General features: G+C 62.4%; 11 protein-coding genes, 1 tRNA gene and 1 pseudogene. 6 read left to right on the top strand and 7 right to left on the bottom strand.

Features of this window, described 5'->3' with window-relative positions:
• Nucleotides 1-172 precede the first annotated feature (172 nt).
• The 3 genes and pseudogenes from TM49_RS19335 to TM49_RS23210 all read left to right on the top strand — a co-directional run.
• Nucleotides 173-1,669, top strand: coding sequence for a sensor histidine kinase (locus tag TM49_RS19335; RefSeq protein WP_045683636.1), 1,497 nt, complete (start codon nucleotides 173-175; stop codon nucleotides 1,667-1,669).
• Between the two features lie 154 nt (nucleotides 1,670-1,823).
• Nucleotides 1,824-1,900 (top strand) — tRNA-Arg (locus TM49_RS19330).
• Nucleotides 1,901-2,459: 559 nt separating this feature from the next.
• A pseudogene (locus tag TM49_RS23210) lies at nucleotides 2,460-2,724 on the top strand (hypothetical protein); the annotation flags it as partial.
• A 225-nt stretch (nucleotides 2,725-2,949) separates the two neighbouring features.
• Here the strand turns inward: TM49_RS23210 and TM49_RS19320 are convergent.
• Genes TM49_RS19320 through TM49_RS19305 form a run of 4 tightly spaced genes read right to left on the bottom strand, consistent with a single transcriptional unit; the run spans nucleotide 2,950 to nucleotide 7,206 of the window.
• A complete protein-coding gene (locus TM49_RS19320) occupies nucleotides 2,950-3,957 on the bottom strand; it encodes a glycosyltransferase (protein WP_045683634.1) in 1,008 nt (335 codons plus the stop codon).
• A 16-nt stretch (nucleotides 3,958-3,973) separates the two neighbouring features.
• Nucleotides 3,974-4,963, bottom strand: a complete 990-nt coding sequence (locus TM49_RS19315) for a glycosyltransferase family 2 protein (protein WP_045683632.1) — start codon at nucleotides 4,961-4,963, stop codon at nucleotides 3,974-3,976.
• A gap of 24 nt (nucleotides 4,964-4,987) precedes the next feature.
• Entirely contained in the window at nucleotides 4,988-5,926 is a 939-nt protein-coding gene (locus TM49_RS19310) for a glycosyltransferase family 2 protein (RefSeq protein WP_045683631.1), read from the bottom strand.
• A 2-nt stretch (nucleotides 5,927-5,928) separates the two neighbouring features.
• Entirely contained in the window at nucleotides 5,929-7,206 is a 1,278-nt protein-coding gene (locus TM49_RS19305) for an oligosaccharide flippase family protein (protein ID WP_082074821.1), read from the bottom strand.
• A 221-nt stretch (nucleotides 7,207-7,427) separates the two neighbouring features.
• Here TM49_RS19305 and TM49_RS19300 point away from each other — a divergent pair, with 221 nt between their 5' ends.
• Nucleotides 7,428-8,642, top strand: a complete 1,215-nt coding sequence (locus TM49_RS19300; RefSeq protein WP_052699951.1) for a polysaccharide biosynthesis/export family protein — start codon at nucleotides 7,428-7,430, stop codon at nucleotides 8,640-8,642.
• Between the two features lie 6 nt (nucleotides 8,643-8,648).
• On the opposite strand, the gene TM49_RS19295 is transcribed toward TM49_RS19300, so the two are convergent.
• The 3 genes from TM49_RS19295 to TM49_RS19285 form a co-directional block, all read right to left on the bottom strand.
• Nucleotides 8,649-11,249, bottom strand: a complete 2,601-nt coding sequence (locus TM49_RS19295) for an ATP-binding protein (protein ID WP_045683629.1) — start codon at nucleotides 11,247-11,249, stop codon at nucleotides 8,649-8,651.
• 4 nt (nucleotides 11,250-11,253) lie between these two features.
• Nucleotides 11,254-11,772, bottom strand: coding sequence for a putative pterin-binding protein (locus tag TM49_RS19290; protein WP_045683627.1), 519 nt, complete (start codon nucleotides 11,770-11,772; stop codon nucleotides 11,254-11,256).
• 149 nt (nucleotides 11,773-11,921) lie between these two features.
• On the bottom strand, nucleotides 11,922-13,277 hold the full coding sequence (locus tag TM49_RS19285; protein WP_201777016.1) for a WecB/TagA/CpsF family glycosyltransferase: 1,356 nt from the start codon (nucleotides 13,275-13,277) through the stop codon (nucleotides 11,922-11,924).
• Between the two features lie 270 nt (nucleotides 13,278-13,547).
• Here TM49_RS19285 and TM49_RS19280 point away from each other — a divergent pair, with 270 nt between their 5' ends.
• Nucleotides 13,548-14,162 (top strand): response regulator, encoded by a 615-nt coding sequence (locus tag TM49_RS19280; RefSeq protein WP_045683625.1) that lies wholly within the window; start codon nucleotides 13,548-13,550, stop codon nucleotides 14,160-14,162.
• A gap of 119 nt (nucleotides 14,163-14,281) precedes the next feature.
• Entirely contained in the window at nucleotides 14,282-15,826 is a 1,545-nt protein-coding gene (locus tag TM49_RS19275) for a GumC family protein (RefSeq protein WP_082074820.1), read from the top strand.

The raw sequence follows: 15,826 nt of genomic DNA, 5'->3' as shown, positions 1-15,826 counted from the left end.
GTTTTGTGAACGCGAAAACGCGATCCCGGCTTCGAAACTGCGCGGCTTATAAGGTAAAGACGCGGGAAATGTCAATCGCCGCAACCGGCCTGCGTCATGCATCGTGCTTGCGCATTGGGCTTTTGCGGCGCGATGGGCTAGAATGCGTGCATTGCCAGCGGAGTTTTGTTGCATGTGGCGAAGAGGGCTGGAGAAGAGCGACGGACGGTCGGGCGGGGCATTTGCCCTGCCGGGATTCCTGTCCGGTCTCTCCGGCCGGATCCTGACGCTGACCATTGCCGTCATCATGTGCGCCGAACTGGTATTCTTCGTGCCCTCGCTTGCCCAGATGCGGCTGCGCTGGCTCGATGACCGGCTGAACACCGCCGCCGCCGCCGCAACCGTCATCGACGGCCTGCAGCCGCAGACGCTGCCGCGCGCTTTGCAGGACGAGACCCTGATGGCGACCGGCACCAAGGCGATCGTGCTGAGGAAGGACGATACCACCCAGCTCCTCGCCATCACCGACATGCCGCCGGAAATCAGCGCCACCTATGACCTCGCCACGGTCGGCCCGGTCGCCGCCGTACTCGATGCCTTCGACGAGTTGCTCTTTGGCGGCAATCGTGCCATCCGGGTGCTCGGCCCCATCGGCGACAGCAGCGACACGATCGAGCTGGTGATTTCGGACAATGAGCTGCGCCATGCGCTGCTGATCTATGCCCGCAACATCTTCCTGCTCAGCATCCTGTTGTCGACGGTGACGGCGCTGCTCATCTTCCTGCGTCTCAATTTCCTGATGGTGCGGCCGCTGCGCCGGCAGATTGCCAGCATGCAGGCGTTTTCCGACAAGCCGGAAGCTGTCGAGAGCGTGTTCGAGCCGGGCCGCTCGACCGATGAGCTCGGCGTTGCCGGCCGTCACCTTGCAGCCATGCAGAGCGAGCTGCAGAAGACGCTGCGCCAGCAGAAGCGCCTCGCCGAACTCGGCCTTGCCGTCTCCAAGATCAATCACGACATGCGCAACATCCTCGCCTCGGCGCAGCTGATGTCCGACCGCATTGCCGATACCGAGGACCCGGTGGTGCGGCGAATCGCGCCGAAGCTGCTGCGGGCGATCGACCGGGCGGCAGCCTATTCGCGCTCGGTGCTGAGCTATGGCCAGGTCGCGGAGGCCGAACCCCGGCGCGCGATGATCGACCTCGCCGTGCTGGTCAACGATGTGCACGACTATCTCGAGCTCTCCGCCGAGGTGCCGATCGAGTGGATCAACAAGGTGCCGGAGGGGCTCAAGGTCGACGCCGATGCCGAGCAGCTGTTCCGGGTGGTCTTCAATCTCTGCCGCAACGCCGTCCAGGCGCTGACCCAGCAGGCGACGGAACGGCGCGATTCGCTGTGCTGCCTTATCGTCTCGGCCCAGCGTCACGGCAGCGTCGTCTCGATCTCGATCGACGACACCGGCCCCGGCATGCCGCGAAAGGCCCGTGAGAACCTGTTTGCCGCCTTCCGCGGGGCTGTCCGCTCCGGCGGCACGGGGCTTGGCCTTGCCATTGCCCGCGAGCTCGTGCTTGCCCATGGCGGCACGATCGCGCTTGTGGAAAAACCCGGGCAGGGGACGCTGTTCCGCATCGAAATTCCGGACCGCCCGGTGGCGCTGGAGGCCTGGCGCAGCGAGACCGAGGCCGGCGGCTGAGGCATGGCCGCATCATGGGCGGCGTTCAAACCTGACTGCCGAACCTCACAGGAAAATGACAAGTTTTTTCGCAAACCCGCTTGCATTCCAAATCGCAAGGCTCTAGAAGCCCTCTCGCACGCCGCAGACGACGCGGCGCTTCGCAAAACGGCACGCGCCCGTAGCTCAGCTGGATAGAGCACCAGACTACGAATCTGGGGGTCAGGAGTTCGAATCTCTTCGGGCGCGCCATTTTTACCCCTTAAAATCAGTCGCTTACCTCTTCTGTTTTCTCGTGGTTTTTTTTGCCTGTTTTTCAGGTAAGCACGGGGTAAACAACGGGATCGGTTTCGAGGCGGTGCCGCTACGGCCCGTGTGGCCAAACCATAAAACCCTCTTGATTCTGTAAAACTGGCGCTGTCATCGCCGTCACTGCCCAGCCTATTCATTGGGCTGACCGCAACAGCCTCCCGCAGATAGCCGGTCATGCACTCGGCGGCGGCCTGAGAAGGTATGTTGGCTGCGCATTCTCTCACATGCACGACAGAAGGCTGCCGGGCCAGCATGGTGCTCGTCCGGCCAATCGGCGTAACCATTCATTGCTGAGCGACCCGAGACATAGGTGACGTTTTGTCCCGGACACATTGGTAACACTTTTCGCTTTGCGGGAGGTGTCGATGCCGTGGAAAGAGAGTTCGGTTATGGAAGAACGTCTACGATTTGTTGCCCGCCTTCTGGAAGGAGGAGGCATGAGCGATGTTTGCCGTGATTTCGGGATTTCCTGCAAGACCGGTTACAAGATCTTCAACCGCCTTATGAAGGCCTGCCGGGCTTGGAATACCCCTTCCACGACCGCGACATCATCGTCACGGCGTGCGGTCGTATCTGCATGGCGCGAAAAAAAGCTCAATATCTCGACCATGCTCGCCGGTCAGAGGCTCGGCATCAAGGAGGTCGACGATGGAATTTGGCTGATCAGCTTCATGCGCTATGATCTCGGATATATCGATCTGGGACAGAAAACATTGCAGACAATCGACAACCCGTTCGGTACGAGGTTGTCACCCATGTCTTAGGGACATTCTGTTACCTATGTCTTCGGGCTGTACATGCAGACGCTGGCAGCGCCCAGGCTAACCCGAGCCTGACCCTCGGAGGCCGCGCGTCCAGAATCGGGAACCGCCGGGGAGAAACGGCGCGCCGTTCAGCGCGGCAGCAGCGGAGCGCGTCCGGGTTATCCAGTCCTGCTCAAAAATCTGCCGATCGGTTTCGGCAGATTTTTGAGCGATGCGTCGAGGATACTACGCGGCGGACTGGAGGTGGTGGGGTTCCTCTGCCAGGGCGTCGAGGAGGGCCAGCCAACGGTGTGCGAACAGCTGTTCGGCCTCTCTGGCCTGCCTCCTGCGGGACGCATCGCCACGGCGGATCGTCCGGAGCTCGAAGGCGTCGAGAAAGCGCGTCCAACCCTGCGGCGTGTTGTCGCCAACATTGATGGCACCGTTCTCGATATGACCGGCAAGGCCATCGGCGTCGGAGGCAATCACCGGCCGGCCAGCGGCCATGGCTTCAAGCGCGACCAGACCGTAGGGCTCGAAGCGCGAGGGCATGGCAATCACGTCGCAGGATGCCATGGCCGCTGCCGGACTTTTGGCATAACCGCGGAAGACGATGCGAGGATCGTTTTCGGAAAGCTTGCGGAGCCGCTTTTCTTCCTCTCCGCAACCGAAAAGATGCAGCTCGATGTCCTGCCGGTCAGACCTGCGCAGCCCCTCGATCAGGATATCGAAACCCTTCTGCGTGTCGAAACGGCCGATCGCGCCGATCACGATCTTTCCGGCAGGAAAGCGATCGGGAAGTGCGAAGAAATCGTCAAGCGCGACACAGGGTTCGATGATTTCGAGACGGTCGTCGCCGACGAACTTGCGGGCGAGCCACTGGCCCTGCTGCCGGCTGACGGCCACGATCTTGTCGAAGAGCGCATAGGCTGCGGAAAGCAGCGTCTCGAAACGATCCCGGTTTTCAACCCGTGCCGCGACGAAGCGTTCCGAATAGCTGTGCTCGACGTGAATGAGCGGCGTTTCGGCGTAGCGCGCGCGAAGGGCCGTGATCAGCGGCATGTTCTTCCAGCAGATCGACAGATGCGAGACGACGTGGCTGGCGCCGGCAAGGCGTGGCGGCGAAAGCTGGCCGCGCTTGATGCGCACGATCTGGTGCGCCTCGGTGCGCGTCCCGATCATCCGGGTAAGGTGATCGAGCATGCGGTTGACACCGCCGAAACCGGCATCATCAACGAGGTGGTAAATGGTCATGGGTGTTCTCCTCAAATCAGGCGTTGCTGGTGCCGAGAAGGCGGATTTCGATATTGTCGTAGAAGCCGCCGCCGGCGATGGCGATGAAGGCGGCGGCGGCAAGGGTGACGAGCGACTTCACCGGTTCTTCGATGAAGGGCTTGCGCGAGGCCTTCAGCGAACGGATCGCATAGCCGAGCGCGGCGCGCCCCTGGCGCATGGAAACGCAGCGCCGCGCGAGGTAGCGCAGCTGGTAGGCCGCAGCGCGATCACCGTGGCGCTCGACCAGTCCCGGCGCCAGCCGCGCAATCTTGTCGCGCATGGCAAGCCAGGTCTGGAACTGCTTTTCGACATTGGCAGAGAGACCGCCGATATGGATGCGGTAGAGCGTCAGGTGACCGGGGATGCCCTCGATCTTCCAGTCCTGCGTCACGATGAAGCGCAGCCAGCCTTCGATATCGTCGGACTGGCGGAAGTTTTCGTCGAACCACCAGTCGCGCTCGGTTTCGCCGGCGGGACGATAGGCAAAGCCCTTAAGGGCTTCCATGCGCATCACGGCGGCGGAACCGTTGCCGATCGGGTTGCGGCAGAACACATCCGCAGCGCTGATGTTCTTCAGCTTCGGAGACTGGTTGATGCCGACAGGCTTGCCGTTGCGGTCGATCAGGCTGGAGCCGGAGAAGCTGATGCCGACATCCGGGCTTTCCTCAAGGTGGCGGATATGGAGCTCGAGCTTTTCGGGTAGCCACAGATCATCGGCGTCGCAAAAGCCGACATAGGTGCCCCGCGCTGCTGCGATCCCGGTGTTGTGAGCGCCGGCGAGACCACGATTGGCCTGCGAGATCAGGCGGATGCGTGGATCCGAGTAGCTGTTGACGATGGCGACCGTGCTGTCCGATGACCCGTCGTCGACGACGATGATCTCGACGTCGGCGAAGGTCTGGTCGAGCAGGGAGTCGAGCGTTTCGCGAATGGTCGTTGCCGCATTATAGGCGGGGACGATGATGCTGGCTGCCGGGTTGTTCATGGTCGTTGTCTCCTGATCGATCGGTTAGTGGCTTGCCGCAAGGCGCTTGAAGGCGCCCGGGCAGAGGGCTTCGGCGGTCGCCGCCGCGAGGGTCATGAGACCGCGGCGCGGCTGCTTGAAGAAAGCGCGCGGGCTCAGTTTCAGTGCCTTGATGGCGAGCTTGAGCGCTGTGCCGCGCGTGCTTTCGAGCCTCAGCGCTCGACGGGAAAGGTAGCGAAGGTGCGTTGCTTCGGCCGCGGCGATTTCGCGCTTCGTGAGCGCGATATCGAGGCTCAGTGCGGTCGAGAGCGCCGTCTCCCAGGAAAACCGCATCGCGGAAAGGTCGGATGAGAGGCCCTTCCGGCTGGCGCGATAGTAAGTTGCGAGCTGGTCGATGCCCTCGATCTTGAAGCCGGCGGCGGCGAGACGGACCAGCCATTCGACATCCTCGCCATGCACGATACCGGCATTGAACCCGCCGGAGGCCAGAAAGGCGGCCCGTGTGACGACGATGTTCGACATCGTGCAGGTTTCGTTTTCGGCAATCAGGTCGGCCACGGCGAGCGGCGTTTTCGAAACCGTCGAATGGGTTTCGATCTCAGCGATGGTTTTGCTGAAAAAGCCGACTCGGCCATAGGCGAGATCAGGGGCGTCTTCGGCGGCAAAACGCTTCTCGAAGGTATTGAGGCGATCGGACGGCCAGATGTCGTCGGCATCGAGGAAAGCGACCAGCTCACCTTCGGCATGGTCGAATACCGCGCGGTTGCGCGCAACGCTCGGCCCCTGATTGGCCTGCTCCACCAGCCGGATGCGGCTGTTGCGGTCGGCAAACCGGGCGACGATTGCGACCGTGTCATCGGTGGAGCCGTCGTCGATGACGATCACTTCGAAGTCCGGGACTGTCTGGGCGAGGACCGAGTTCAGCGTTTCGGAGATCGTGCCGGCGGCGTTGTAGCAAGGAATGACGACGGAAAATCGGGTCATGTTCAGGCTCCCTGAAGCGAGGGGTTGCAGGCATGGCCGGTGCGGGCACCGAAGGCTTTCATGAGGACCGGCAGCGACACCGCGACCTGCGCGATCGTTGCGACGACAAGCGTGGTCCAGGCGAGTGCATGCAGACCGTGAGGTGCTGCGACGATGACGGCGGCGGTGATAGTGACGCCGGAGGCCATCGACAGGAGCAGTTCCCGGTCGGCACGGCCGCCGGAGCGCAGCCACTGGGCGGCGACCGACCACAGCATATTGGGGATCGCCGTCAGGCACAGGATCGCCACCAGCGGCGCGACGGATGCCCACTTGCTGCCGAAAACCAGCGACACGTAGGACGAAGCTGCGAGGCTCTGTGCCAGAGCAACAACGGAGATGGCTGTCATCGCGAGCGTCAGGCCGCGCTTGAGGGCAAGAGTCCGGTCGCCGCTGGTCGATAGATACGGAAACAGGACCGTCGACAGCGCTGTTGCCAGCGAGGTCGAGATCCCGACCCCGGCATTGAAGGCGAAGAAATAGATGCCAAGCGCTTCCGTGCCGAGAACGGCGCCGACGATCAGCTTGTCTGCCTGGGCGCGCACGGCCTTGACGAATTCGATGCCCAGCACGGAGGCACCGAAGCGCATGAAGGCGGAGAGCGGCGCCGGCGTGACGCTCAAGGCAGGCTTCCATGTGACCAGGCGGCGCATGCCGACAAGCCAGACGGGCGCGGAGATGAGCTTCGGCAGCACCACCGACAGCGGGCTCGGGAACAGCGCCACCAGGACGCAGGTCAGGAGGTTGGCGCTGACATTCTGCGCGCCGGATACGGCCGCCGTGCGGGCCAGCATGCCCTTGCGCATGGCGAGCGCACACTGCACGAGGCCGCCCGGCATGAACAGGTATTCGAGACCGAGGATCGCCATCAGGGCAAAGGTCATGACGCTGCCGCCGGCAAGCCAGACGCCAGCGCCGACAGCGACCTGCAGAAGGGTCAGGCCCGAGCACCAGGCCCAGAAGATCCGGTGGGCCTGTTTGCACACGGCCTCCAGTTCGGTCTCATCGGCGATGATGATGCGCTGGCCGACGCCGTTTTCGGCGAGCGACTTCAGGATGTCCGAGCCGGCCATGGCCGCCGCGGCGATGCCGATTTCGGCAGGCGAAAGGAAACGGGCCATGACGACGACGACAGCGAGGCGCGACACCTTTGCGGCTGCCTCCGATGCCAGATAGGCCGAAGCGCCGCGCAGGAGCGGCGAGGCGGCAGCATCGGCAATCTTGTTTCTGAGCACGGTCATCGCGCATTCCCGTCTTGTTACAATCGGTGGACGTCGGCTTTTGTTGTGTTAGGCTTATAAAGGAGAGGAGGTTGGTTCGAGGGGGTCCCGAAGGTCATCAGAACGCCCATTGGGCGCTGCCATCTATCCTTTGGCATAGGGGACAGGCTGCGGGACCATGTGATTACTGGGAGTTTCAGTGGCGGCTGACAGAAGCCGCCTTGCAGTATGGGTCATTGCGTTTGGAAAACCGTCTGAAATCGGCAACAAGCCGGATCGCGATCGTCGCTCTTCTTGCGTTTGGGCAGGGGTGCGCGTCACTCCAACCTATCGAAAACAGCGAGAATGTCGGTCAGGGCGAGAGCTATCAGGCGCAATATCGGGCGACAGCGGACGACGAGGCCGAGCGGGCGCGCAAATCATCGGTCCTGATGAACGCCCAGCGCTGCGCTCCAGACCAGAAACTCGGCCCCGCCGGTAGCCAGCGCGTTCCGCCCGATATCGATTTCCTGTCGCCGGGCGACCTGATCGACGTGTCGATTTCCGATGATGACGTGATCTCAGGCAAGTATGAGGTGTCGCAGGACGGCATGCTCCGCCTGATGCATGTTCCACCCGTCAGCGCCAAGGGACGTTCGGTCGACTCCATAGAGGAATCGGTCCGGCGCACCCTGATCGATCAGGGGCTTTACAACACCGTGCCGCTGGTCTCGATCCGGGTGATGGATTTCGCGCCTGCGCGGGTGTTCGTCGCCGGTGCTGTGTTCGATCCGGGATCGGTGACGGTCGGCTCGGTCGCCGTGACGTCGATCGACAGGCTGCGGCAGGAGACGCTCGGCGGGCGCACGACCGAGCGGCGCCTTGCGCGCGCGCTCCAGTCGGCCGGCGGTGTTCGCCCGGATGCGGATCTTTCCCGCGTCACGGTCTGGCGAGGCGGATCGAAGAAGGTCTACGACATGCGGCCGGTGATTACCGGGCATGCCTATCCCGATCCCGTCCTGCTGGAGGGAGATCAGGTTGAAATACCGAGCCGGGGCTGCTTCCAGGAAGAACTGATGGCACCTTCGGCCGTGTCTCCGCCAGGCGCCAAGGTGTTCATGTCCAACCTTTCCGTTCCGGCATCGTCCAATTCCCAGGCGGCGATTTCCAAGGATACGGTCGAACTGCGTTACGGGACGCGTTTCCTGCAGGCCGTGTTCAGCCTGAACTGTGTCGGTGGTGCGCGGCTGACGAATTCCAGCCGTTCCGCTGTGCTGTTCACGCGCAATCCGATCACCGGGCAGTCGATCGTTATCGAGCGAAATCTCGAAGACCTGTTGCGGCGCAGCGACCGCGACGACTTCGATCCTTACCTGATGCCCGGCGACGCGCTGGCCTGCTACGATTCCTCGGTGATCAACATCACCGACCTTGCAACCAAGCTTGGCATTATCGGCGCGCTCGGCGTCATCATCTAGGACCGGTCAGGCCTGGGCATGCTCGTCAGTGAGTTCACTCAGCGCCTTCAGTGTCTTCGTGGCGGTTTCGTGTGCCGCCACGCAGAGAGGATGCAGGTCTTCGCGGACGCCATACTTCACCGCAGATTCGAGTTCCAGCAAGGTGGCACGCAATGCCACTGCGCCGAAGACGGCGGCGGAGCCTGCGAGCTTGTGCGCGCAGCCGGCCAGTTCGTCCAGGTCGGTGGTCTGATCCGCATCGCGTAAGAAGCGCTCCGACGTCTCTGCGAGTTCGCTCCTGAACCGTTCGAGCTGACGCGTCAGAAGAGCGGCCGGGAGCGTGTCGGTCAGTTCCGCCAGCGTCTCCTGGTCGATCAGGTCAAGATCGTCGGTGGGGTCGCCGACCTCATGTGACGCAGCTTCGCTCGCCTGGCGCTGGTTCAGAAGTTGGCCGATCACGTCGCGCACCTTGGCGCTTCTGAGCGGTTTGATTATGCAATCCTTCATGCCCGCTTCCTCGAGCCTGCGGCGTTCGTCGGGTAGTGCATGCGCGGTAAGGCCGATGATCGGGGTCTCGCGAGAGAGGCCCCCGCCCTCACGGATCGCCTGCGTGGCGCCGATGCCATCGAGGCGCGGCATGCTGACATCCATGAAAATGACGTCGAAACGTTCGGCTGAGGCCTTTTCCACGCCTTCGACGCCGTCATGGGCCTCGACGATCCGGCAACCGTATTTCTTCAGCATCTCGCGCGCCACGAAACGGTTGGTCTCGTTGTCCTCGACGAGCAGAACCGAAAGGCCCGTGTCTTCAATCACCGGGAGGTCCACAGCCTTGGTCTCTTCTGGCGCGATTGTTCTCTCTTCGGCGACGTCAAGCGGCGGCAGGCGGAGGTAGAACAGGCTGCCCTTGCCCGGTGCGCTCTCCACACCGATTTCTCCGCCCATCAGATCGACGAGCCGGCGCGAAATGCCAAGGCCGAGACCCGAGCCCGGTGCGGTCCGCTTGTAGGATGGATCCAGCATGACGAAATCATCGAAAATCCGCTTGGCGTCCGTTTCAGCGATGCCGATGCCGGTATCGCTGACTGAAAACTCGATCCATCCGTTCTCACCCTGTGGGAGGGCGCGGATCACGATCCTTCCGTGTTCGGTGAACTTCACCGCATTGCCGACAAGGTTGATCAGGACCTGACGCAGGCCATGGCGATCCTGACCGAAGAGGGCGACACTCGGAGCGGTTTCGACTTCGATGACATTTCCGCGCGATGCTGCTGCGGGATCGTTTATCTTCTTCACCTCGGTCAGAAGCGGCTCGACGTCGAAGCGCGACGAATTGAGCCGGGTCACACCGGCCTCTATACGGGTGATGTTGAGAACGTCGTCGATATGCCCCTGCAGAATTTCACCTGAGGAAATCGCCGTCTTGACATAGTCGCGCTGCTTGCGGGTCAGGCGGGTTTCGCTCAGCATGTCGAGCAGACCCATGACGCCGTTGAGGGGCGTGCGCATCTCATGGCTCATCACCGCCAAAAAGTCGGACTTCGCCTTGGCGGTCGCCACCGCGTCGTCACGCGCCTGGGTGAGGTTCTGCTGCGCCAGCTTGCGTTCGGAAATGTCGCGCATATAGGTCACGATGATCCGGCCGGCGCCGCGCCGGGTGAGGCCGATGGAAACTTCGGCCGGGAAGACTTCGCCGCTCGCTCGCATCGCATTGATCTCCAGCCGGCCGGAGAGATTACCCTCGCCACTGCGAAATTGCTCGAGCAGCTGCGCACGCCGGTCGCGATGGAGCTGGACGTCTGCCTTGGGAATGATGAGCTTTTCCGCATCCACGCCAAGCGCGTGTTCGCGCTTGTAACCGAACAAGCGCTCTGCAGCCGGGTTGAAATCGAGAATGCTGCCGGTCTCGTCAGAAACGATGATGGCTTCGAGGGAGGCGTTGATCGCGCTCTCGTAGAGCATGTTCTGCGCCTGCAGGTCTTCGGATCTGCGCCTTGCAATCCGAAACTGCCAGACGGCGAGGAAGAGGGCGAGGAACATCGATACCATGACGCCGACCGTCACCAGACCGGTGCGCAACAGCACGCCCGAAAAGATCTGCCTGTCGCGATCGGATTGCTCCGCCAGAAGACGGACGCCGGTGAGCGCGATGTTGCGGACCTCGCCGCGCAGCTCGCTCAAGGTTGCGCCAAGCGCCGGCAGGGCCGCGGCTAGAACCGGGTCCGGGCCGTCGATGAGGGCAACGGCACTGTCGAGCACATCGGCAACGCTGTCGAGGCTGCTGCGCGCTTGCGCCTGTCGGGTGACGCCGCTGAATACCGCGCCCCGGCGCAGTGTGTCGATGCGACTGTAAAAGATGTCAAAGCGCTGGCGCACCTCATCAAGGGCGGTCTCGCCATGGAGCGCATCGTCGATGGCCGTTTCAAGCACCAGAAGCTCGACCTGTACCTGTGACAGCGACCATTGGACGTTGTCGGTCGAGGCTGATCTGAGCCGCGAGAGCTCCTGCATCAGCTGTGCAGCGAGCAGGCTCAGGACAAGCGTGACCGCGACCAGAACGAGCCCGGCGGCAACATAGATGCCTTTCCGTTCCCGCGGCTTGCGGGAACTGCCAGCGATGTGATGCATCGGATCAGTCTTCCACTTTGATCGACTTCAGCTGCCAGATGCTGCGCGAGTAGGTCACTTCGGTCTTGTAGGATGGGTTGTCATCGAAGGGATAGATGAGCCAGATCGGCCCCTTGTCCCTCACGGAAAGCGGGTTGCCATCGACGCGCGTCGCAAGGATCGGGCCGCCGGGTATCGCTTCGCTTGCGGGAAGCTCGATCGCATAGTCATTGAGCGCGGTCATCAGCAGCTCGGTTCCCTCTGCCGCGACGGCCTCGAGCAGCGCCGACAGTTCGACGCCGGAAAAGCGTGCCACGCCATCGGTCCAGATCGTGGCGGTCTCGAAGCTCGCCTGCGGCAGGGCATCCAGCATGGCGAGATCGAACGCTGCTGTGCCTTCTTCGGTGTTGGTCACACCAAGTTTTCCTGAGACCGTCAGAATGACGCGGTCGCCAGGCGTCGGCAGGTCGTCCGCCAGTGCTGCGGGCGACGAGATGAGCGGAATGAAAACGGTCAGAACAAGAAGTTGACGCAGATTGGTCATCGGATCGTCCTCGGTTGGTTGGAATGGCCCCGATCTTACGTGAGAACTCTTCAGGCTGCGGGGCGAACAAGTGTTGCCATGCTATACCAATGGCTAGGTTGGGCCGGCACGCTGCGGTGCCAGCCCTTTTTTCGGGCGGAGGTTGAGCCTCAATAGGCGCCGCGGCCGGAGAAAACCGCGCGAACCGTCAGTGCGATGATGGTCAGGTCGAGCACGATGCTGCGCGAGCGGATATAGGCGTTGTCCATGTGAAGCATGCGTTCAAAGCCGATCTCGGCGCGGCCCGAGACCTGCCAGAGGCCGGTGATGCCGGGCTTGGCCGCGAGCCGCGACATCGCTTCCGGCGCATAGGCCGCCACCTCCTGAGGAAGGGCGGGGCGCGGGCCGACGATCGACATGTTTCCCTTCAGCACGTTGAAGAGCTGCGGCAGTTCGTCGATCGAAAGCTTGCGCATGATCCGGCCGACCGTGGTGATGCGCGGATCCTTGCGCGACTTGAAGCAGATGCCCTCGCGGTCGCTGGTGGCAAGCAGCGCTGCGCGGCGGGCTTCGGCATCGCGATACATCGAGCGGAACTTGTACATGGTGAACGGCTTGCCGTTCTCGCCGACACGGGTCTGTCGGAAGAAGACGGGGCCGCGTGAGGTCGCCGCAACGGCAAGCGCCGTGCTGGCCATCAGCGGCGACAGCATAATCAGCGCCGAGGAGGCGACTGCGATGTCGAGCAGACGCTTGCCCGGAACACGGGCAGCAGCCGATGCGCCGGCGCGCACCGCGCGGGCTTCGCGATAAGCGTTGACCACGAACCGGGCATTGCCAACGAGATAGCGCTTGGCCATCCGTTTCGGCTCCATCATCAGACGCCAGACCCACTCGCATCCGGCCTTGCGGAAGACGAGCGGCGCGCGCGTCACGCGACCCGACCAGAAATCGAACTGGGCGCCGACGCCCATGACGAGACCGGCCTCGAGCTTGTGACGGTTGCGAGCGATCCAGACATCCTGCATCGGCACGCCGAGCGCGACGAGCACGATATCGGCGCCGGATCGGTTGATCTCAGCGATGATCGAGGCTTCGCTTTCCTTTTCGAAATAGCCGTGCCGCGTGCCGGCGATCTTCAGCCCCGGCGCCAGTTCGCAGGCGCGGTTGGCTGCTTCCTCCGCGACCCCCTCACGACTGCCGAAGAAATAGATCGAGCGGCCGCGGTGTGCAGCTTCCTCGCAGAGCGGAACAAAAAGGTCGGTTCCGTTGAGGTTGGCTTCGAAGCTCTTCTTCTGCAGCTTGGCGGCAAGCTTCATGCCGGACCCGTCGGGCAGAAGGTAGTCTGCTTTGCTGATGGCCCAGCGATAGGAGGCATCATCCTTGTGCGTGTTCATGCAATGCGCGTTCAGGAATGCGGCGGTCCGCTTCTCGTCCCGCGTGGCAAACATGCCGGCAATGGCTTCCCTCTGCGTTGCGCTGACGATCGGAAGACCGAAGAGTGAGATTGTATTGAAAGCGGCCATGTGCCCCTCCATCATGCGTGTTGCTGTTGACGGAGAGCATGTCTGACGCGCGGCTGGGCCGCCTTATCGAGGAAGGGCAGCAGGGACTTCTGAAAGCATAGGCGATGGAGCCGTTAAAACGTCGTTCGCTTCTAACGGATGAAGAGCCTATCCGAAGGGCGGGTTTCGGCCACTCCTCATATCCCTTAGGCTATAACTCAGCTAGAAGTGGTGACAGACTATCGCTTTTTAAGCTATGGCTGAAATACGCAGCGGAGATCACGGGCGCTGATGAAGATATTGATTGCTGACGATCACGAACTGGTGCGCGACACCATTTCCGCCTTTCTCGCGAGCGAGCCGGGTTTACGGATCTCCGTGGCGGCCGATTTTCACGGCGCTGCGGAGTTGATGAACAAGGAGGGGCCATTCGACCTCGTGCTCCTCGACTATTCCATGCCAGGCATGAATGGTCTCGAGGGCCTGGAAAAGGCGAAGACGCTGAACTTCGGCAGCCCGGTCGCGATCCTTTCAGGCACGGCCTCGCGCGATATCGCCGAGGAGGCGCTGGCGTCGGGTGCGGCCGGCTTCCTGCCAAAAAGCCTGCCCGCCAAGTCCCTGATACACGCGGTTCGGTTCATGGCCGCGGGCGAACAGTACGCACCGGTCCAATTCATGACAGAGAAAGAGGAAAAGACGACGCACCCGCTGGAGGAAAAGCTGACCAAGCGCGAGATGGATGTGCTGAAGGGGCTGGTCGAAGGCCAGTCCAACAAGGAGATCGCGCGCGAGCTCGACCTGCAGGAGGTGACCGTCAAGCTCCACGTCAAGACGTTGTGCCGCAAGCTTGAAGCTCGCAACCGCACCATGGCCGCGATGATTGCAAAGAATGCCGGCCTGTTCTGATTCCTATCCGAAAGCGTAGGCGGACATGCGAATGGGCGCAGTGGTTGTGCCATCGTGCCGGTCTGCAACGCCCGAAAGTCTTTATCTGAGAACGCGAACTCGAACCGGGGGACCGTTTGATGAAGATCAGCAACCTTGAAACCGCCCAGCATCCTTCAAGCCGCACGCCACGTTTGCTTCGTCCCTTTGCCTGGCTTCTGCGAGGCCTGAAATTTCTCCTGCGAGGATTCGCTTTCCTGCCGCGCCTGTTGCGTCTTAGCCGTGGCGGCCGGATCAGCCTCTGGCGCGTCGCATCCGGCGGAAGTCTCGATGATTCCGGTCGCCTGCCGCGCTACATCCTGCTCGGCGCGATGATGCTGGCCGCGATCTGGGCGCCGGTCATCAGCTATGTCCGCTACGCGCCGCTCAGCTATTCCTCCGAAATGGCACTGATCCTGCCCGGTGCCGGCGCCTCGACCTCGATCAACCTCTCCGATATCGGCCAGGCATCGTCTTCAGCGAATTCCGCCTATTCCAGCTCGACCCTGAGTCCGACAGTCACCTATCAGAGCCTGCTGTCATCGCCACAGGTGCTCGAGCGCGCGGCGAAGGCACTCGACGACATTCCAGCGGCGTTCGGCAAGCCGCGCGTCAAGCTGCTCGATCAGACCAGCTTCATTCAGGTCGCGCTGAAGGGCGGTTCGCCGGAGCAGGCACGCGCCCGAAACGCAGCGCTGCTCGATGCGTTCCTGTTCGAGCTCGACAAGCTGCGCAGCGACGAGATCGCGCGCCGTGAAAGCTCCGTCGTTGGGGCGATCGACGCCTATCAGGCCAAGGTCGACGACGCCCGCAGGGCAATTGCGGATCTGCAGCGCGACAGCGGCCTGAAATCCAACGAACAATACGATGCCATCATCGCCGACAATGAAGACCTGCAGCTCGAAATCGCTGCCGGTCAGGCCAGGCTCGAGGAGCTTGCCGAGCGCATTGAAACGCTCGGCAGGTCGCTGGAGACCACCCCCGACATGGCCGCCCTGGTTCTCAAGCTTCGGGCTGATCCCGAATATGTGACGCTTGCCGACAGTCTCGCCCGTGACAGGGCGGACCTTGCCAAGCTGGCGGTGAATTTCGGCCCGAACCATCCGAAGATCGTCGGTGCCAACAATCGTGTCGCCGGTCTGAGCGACCGATTGTCGAACCGTGGCGTGATCCTTGCCGGTTTCGACACGCTGGAACTCGCCGGCGATGTTGACGCGCTTGCTGACGGTCAGCGGGCTGCGCTCCTTTCCTCGCTCGTCACACTTGCAGCCGAAGCCCGCGGCCTTTCGGCCGAAATCAGCGCGAAGGAGCAATCGCTGGCGCGCGGCGAGGCGCGCGTGCGCTCTCTTTCGGATGCGGCCGCAAAGCTAGATGCCCTGAAGCGTGAGTACAAGGTGGCGGAGGCCGTGTTTGCATCGGCTCTCGCCCGCATCAACACGGCGAAGTCCGACATTTTCGCGTCCTACCCGATGGTTCAGGTCGTCAGCAGCCCGTCAATCGAATACGAGCCGACCTCGCCGAATATCAAGATCGCGGTTGCCGGCGGCGTTGCCGGTAGTGCCTTCGCTCTGTTCAGCCTGCTTCTTGCCTGGATCCGCCAGCCGATCCTCGGACGGGCCGTCAGGCTCTTCACCGAAGGCAAGTGA

This window comes from Martelella endophytica, assembly GCF_000960975.1.
In the GTDB taxonomy this organism is placed as follows: Bacteria; Pseudomonadota; Alphaproteobacteria; order Rhizobiales; family Rhizobiaceae; genus Martelella; species Martelella endophytica.
This window is presented reverse-complemented; position numbering and strand designations above follow the sequence as displayed.

What these genes read in the sequence shown, in the direction of transcription:
- TM49_RS19310 (WP_045683631.1), bottom strand. Translation starts at nt 5,926, where the DNA reads ATGACCCGATTTTCCGTCGTCATTCCTTGCTACAACGCCGCCGGCACG.
- TM49_RS19280 (WP_045683625.1), top strand. Translation starts at nt 13,548, where the DNA reads ATGAAGATATTGATTGCTGACGATCACGAACTGGTGCGCGACACCATT.
- TM49_RS19285 (WP_201777016.1), bottom strand. Translation starts at nt 13,277, where the DNA reads ATGGCCGCTTTCAATACAATCTCACTCTTCGGTCTTCCGATCGTCAGC.
- TM49_RS19305 (WP_082074821.1), bottom strand. Translation starts at nt 7,206, where the DNA reads ATGACCGTGCTCAGAAACAAGATTGCCGATGCTGCCGCCTCGCCGCTC.
- TM49_RS19290 (WP_045683627.1), bottom strand. Translation starts at nt 11,772, where the DNA reads ATGACCAATCTGCGTCAACTTCTTGTTCTGACCGTTTTCATTCCGCTC.
- TM49_RS19295 (WP_045683629.1), bottom strand. Translation starts at nt 11,249, where the DNA reads ATGCATCACATCGCTGGCAGTTCCCGCAAGCCGCGGGAACGGAAAGGC.
- TM49_RS19320 (WP_045683634.1), bottom strand. Translation starts at nt 3,957, where the DNA reads ATGACCATTTACCACCTCGTTGATGATGCCGGTTTCGGCGGTGTCAAC.
- TM49_RS19335 (WP_045683636.1), top strand. Translation starts at nt 173, where the DNA reads ATGTGGCGAAGAGGGCTGGAGAAGAGCGACGGACGGTCGGGCGGGGCA.
- TM49_RS19315 (WP_045683632.1), bottom strand. Translation starts at nt 4,963, where the DNA reads ATGAACAACCCGGCAGCCAGCATCATCGTCCCCGCCTATAATGCGGCA.
- TM49_RS19275 (WP_082074820.1), top strand. Translation starts at nt 14,282, where the DNA reads ATGAAGATCAGCAACCTTGAAACCGCCCAGCATCCTTCAAGCCGCACG.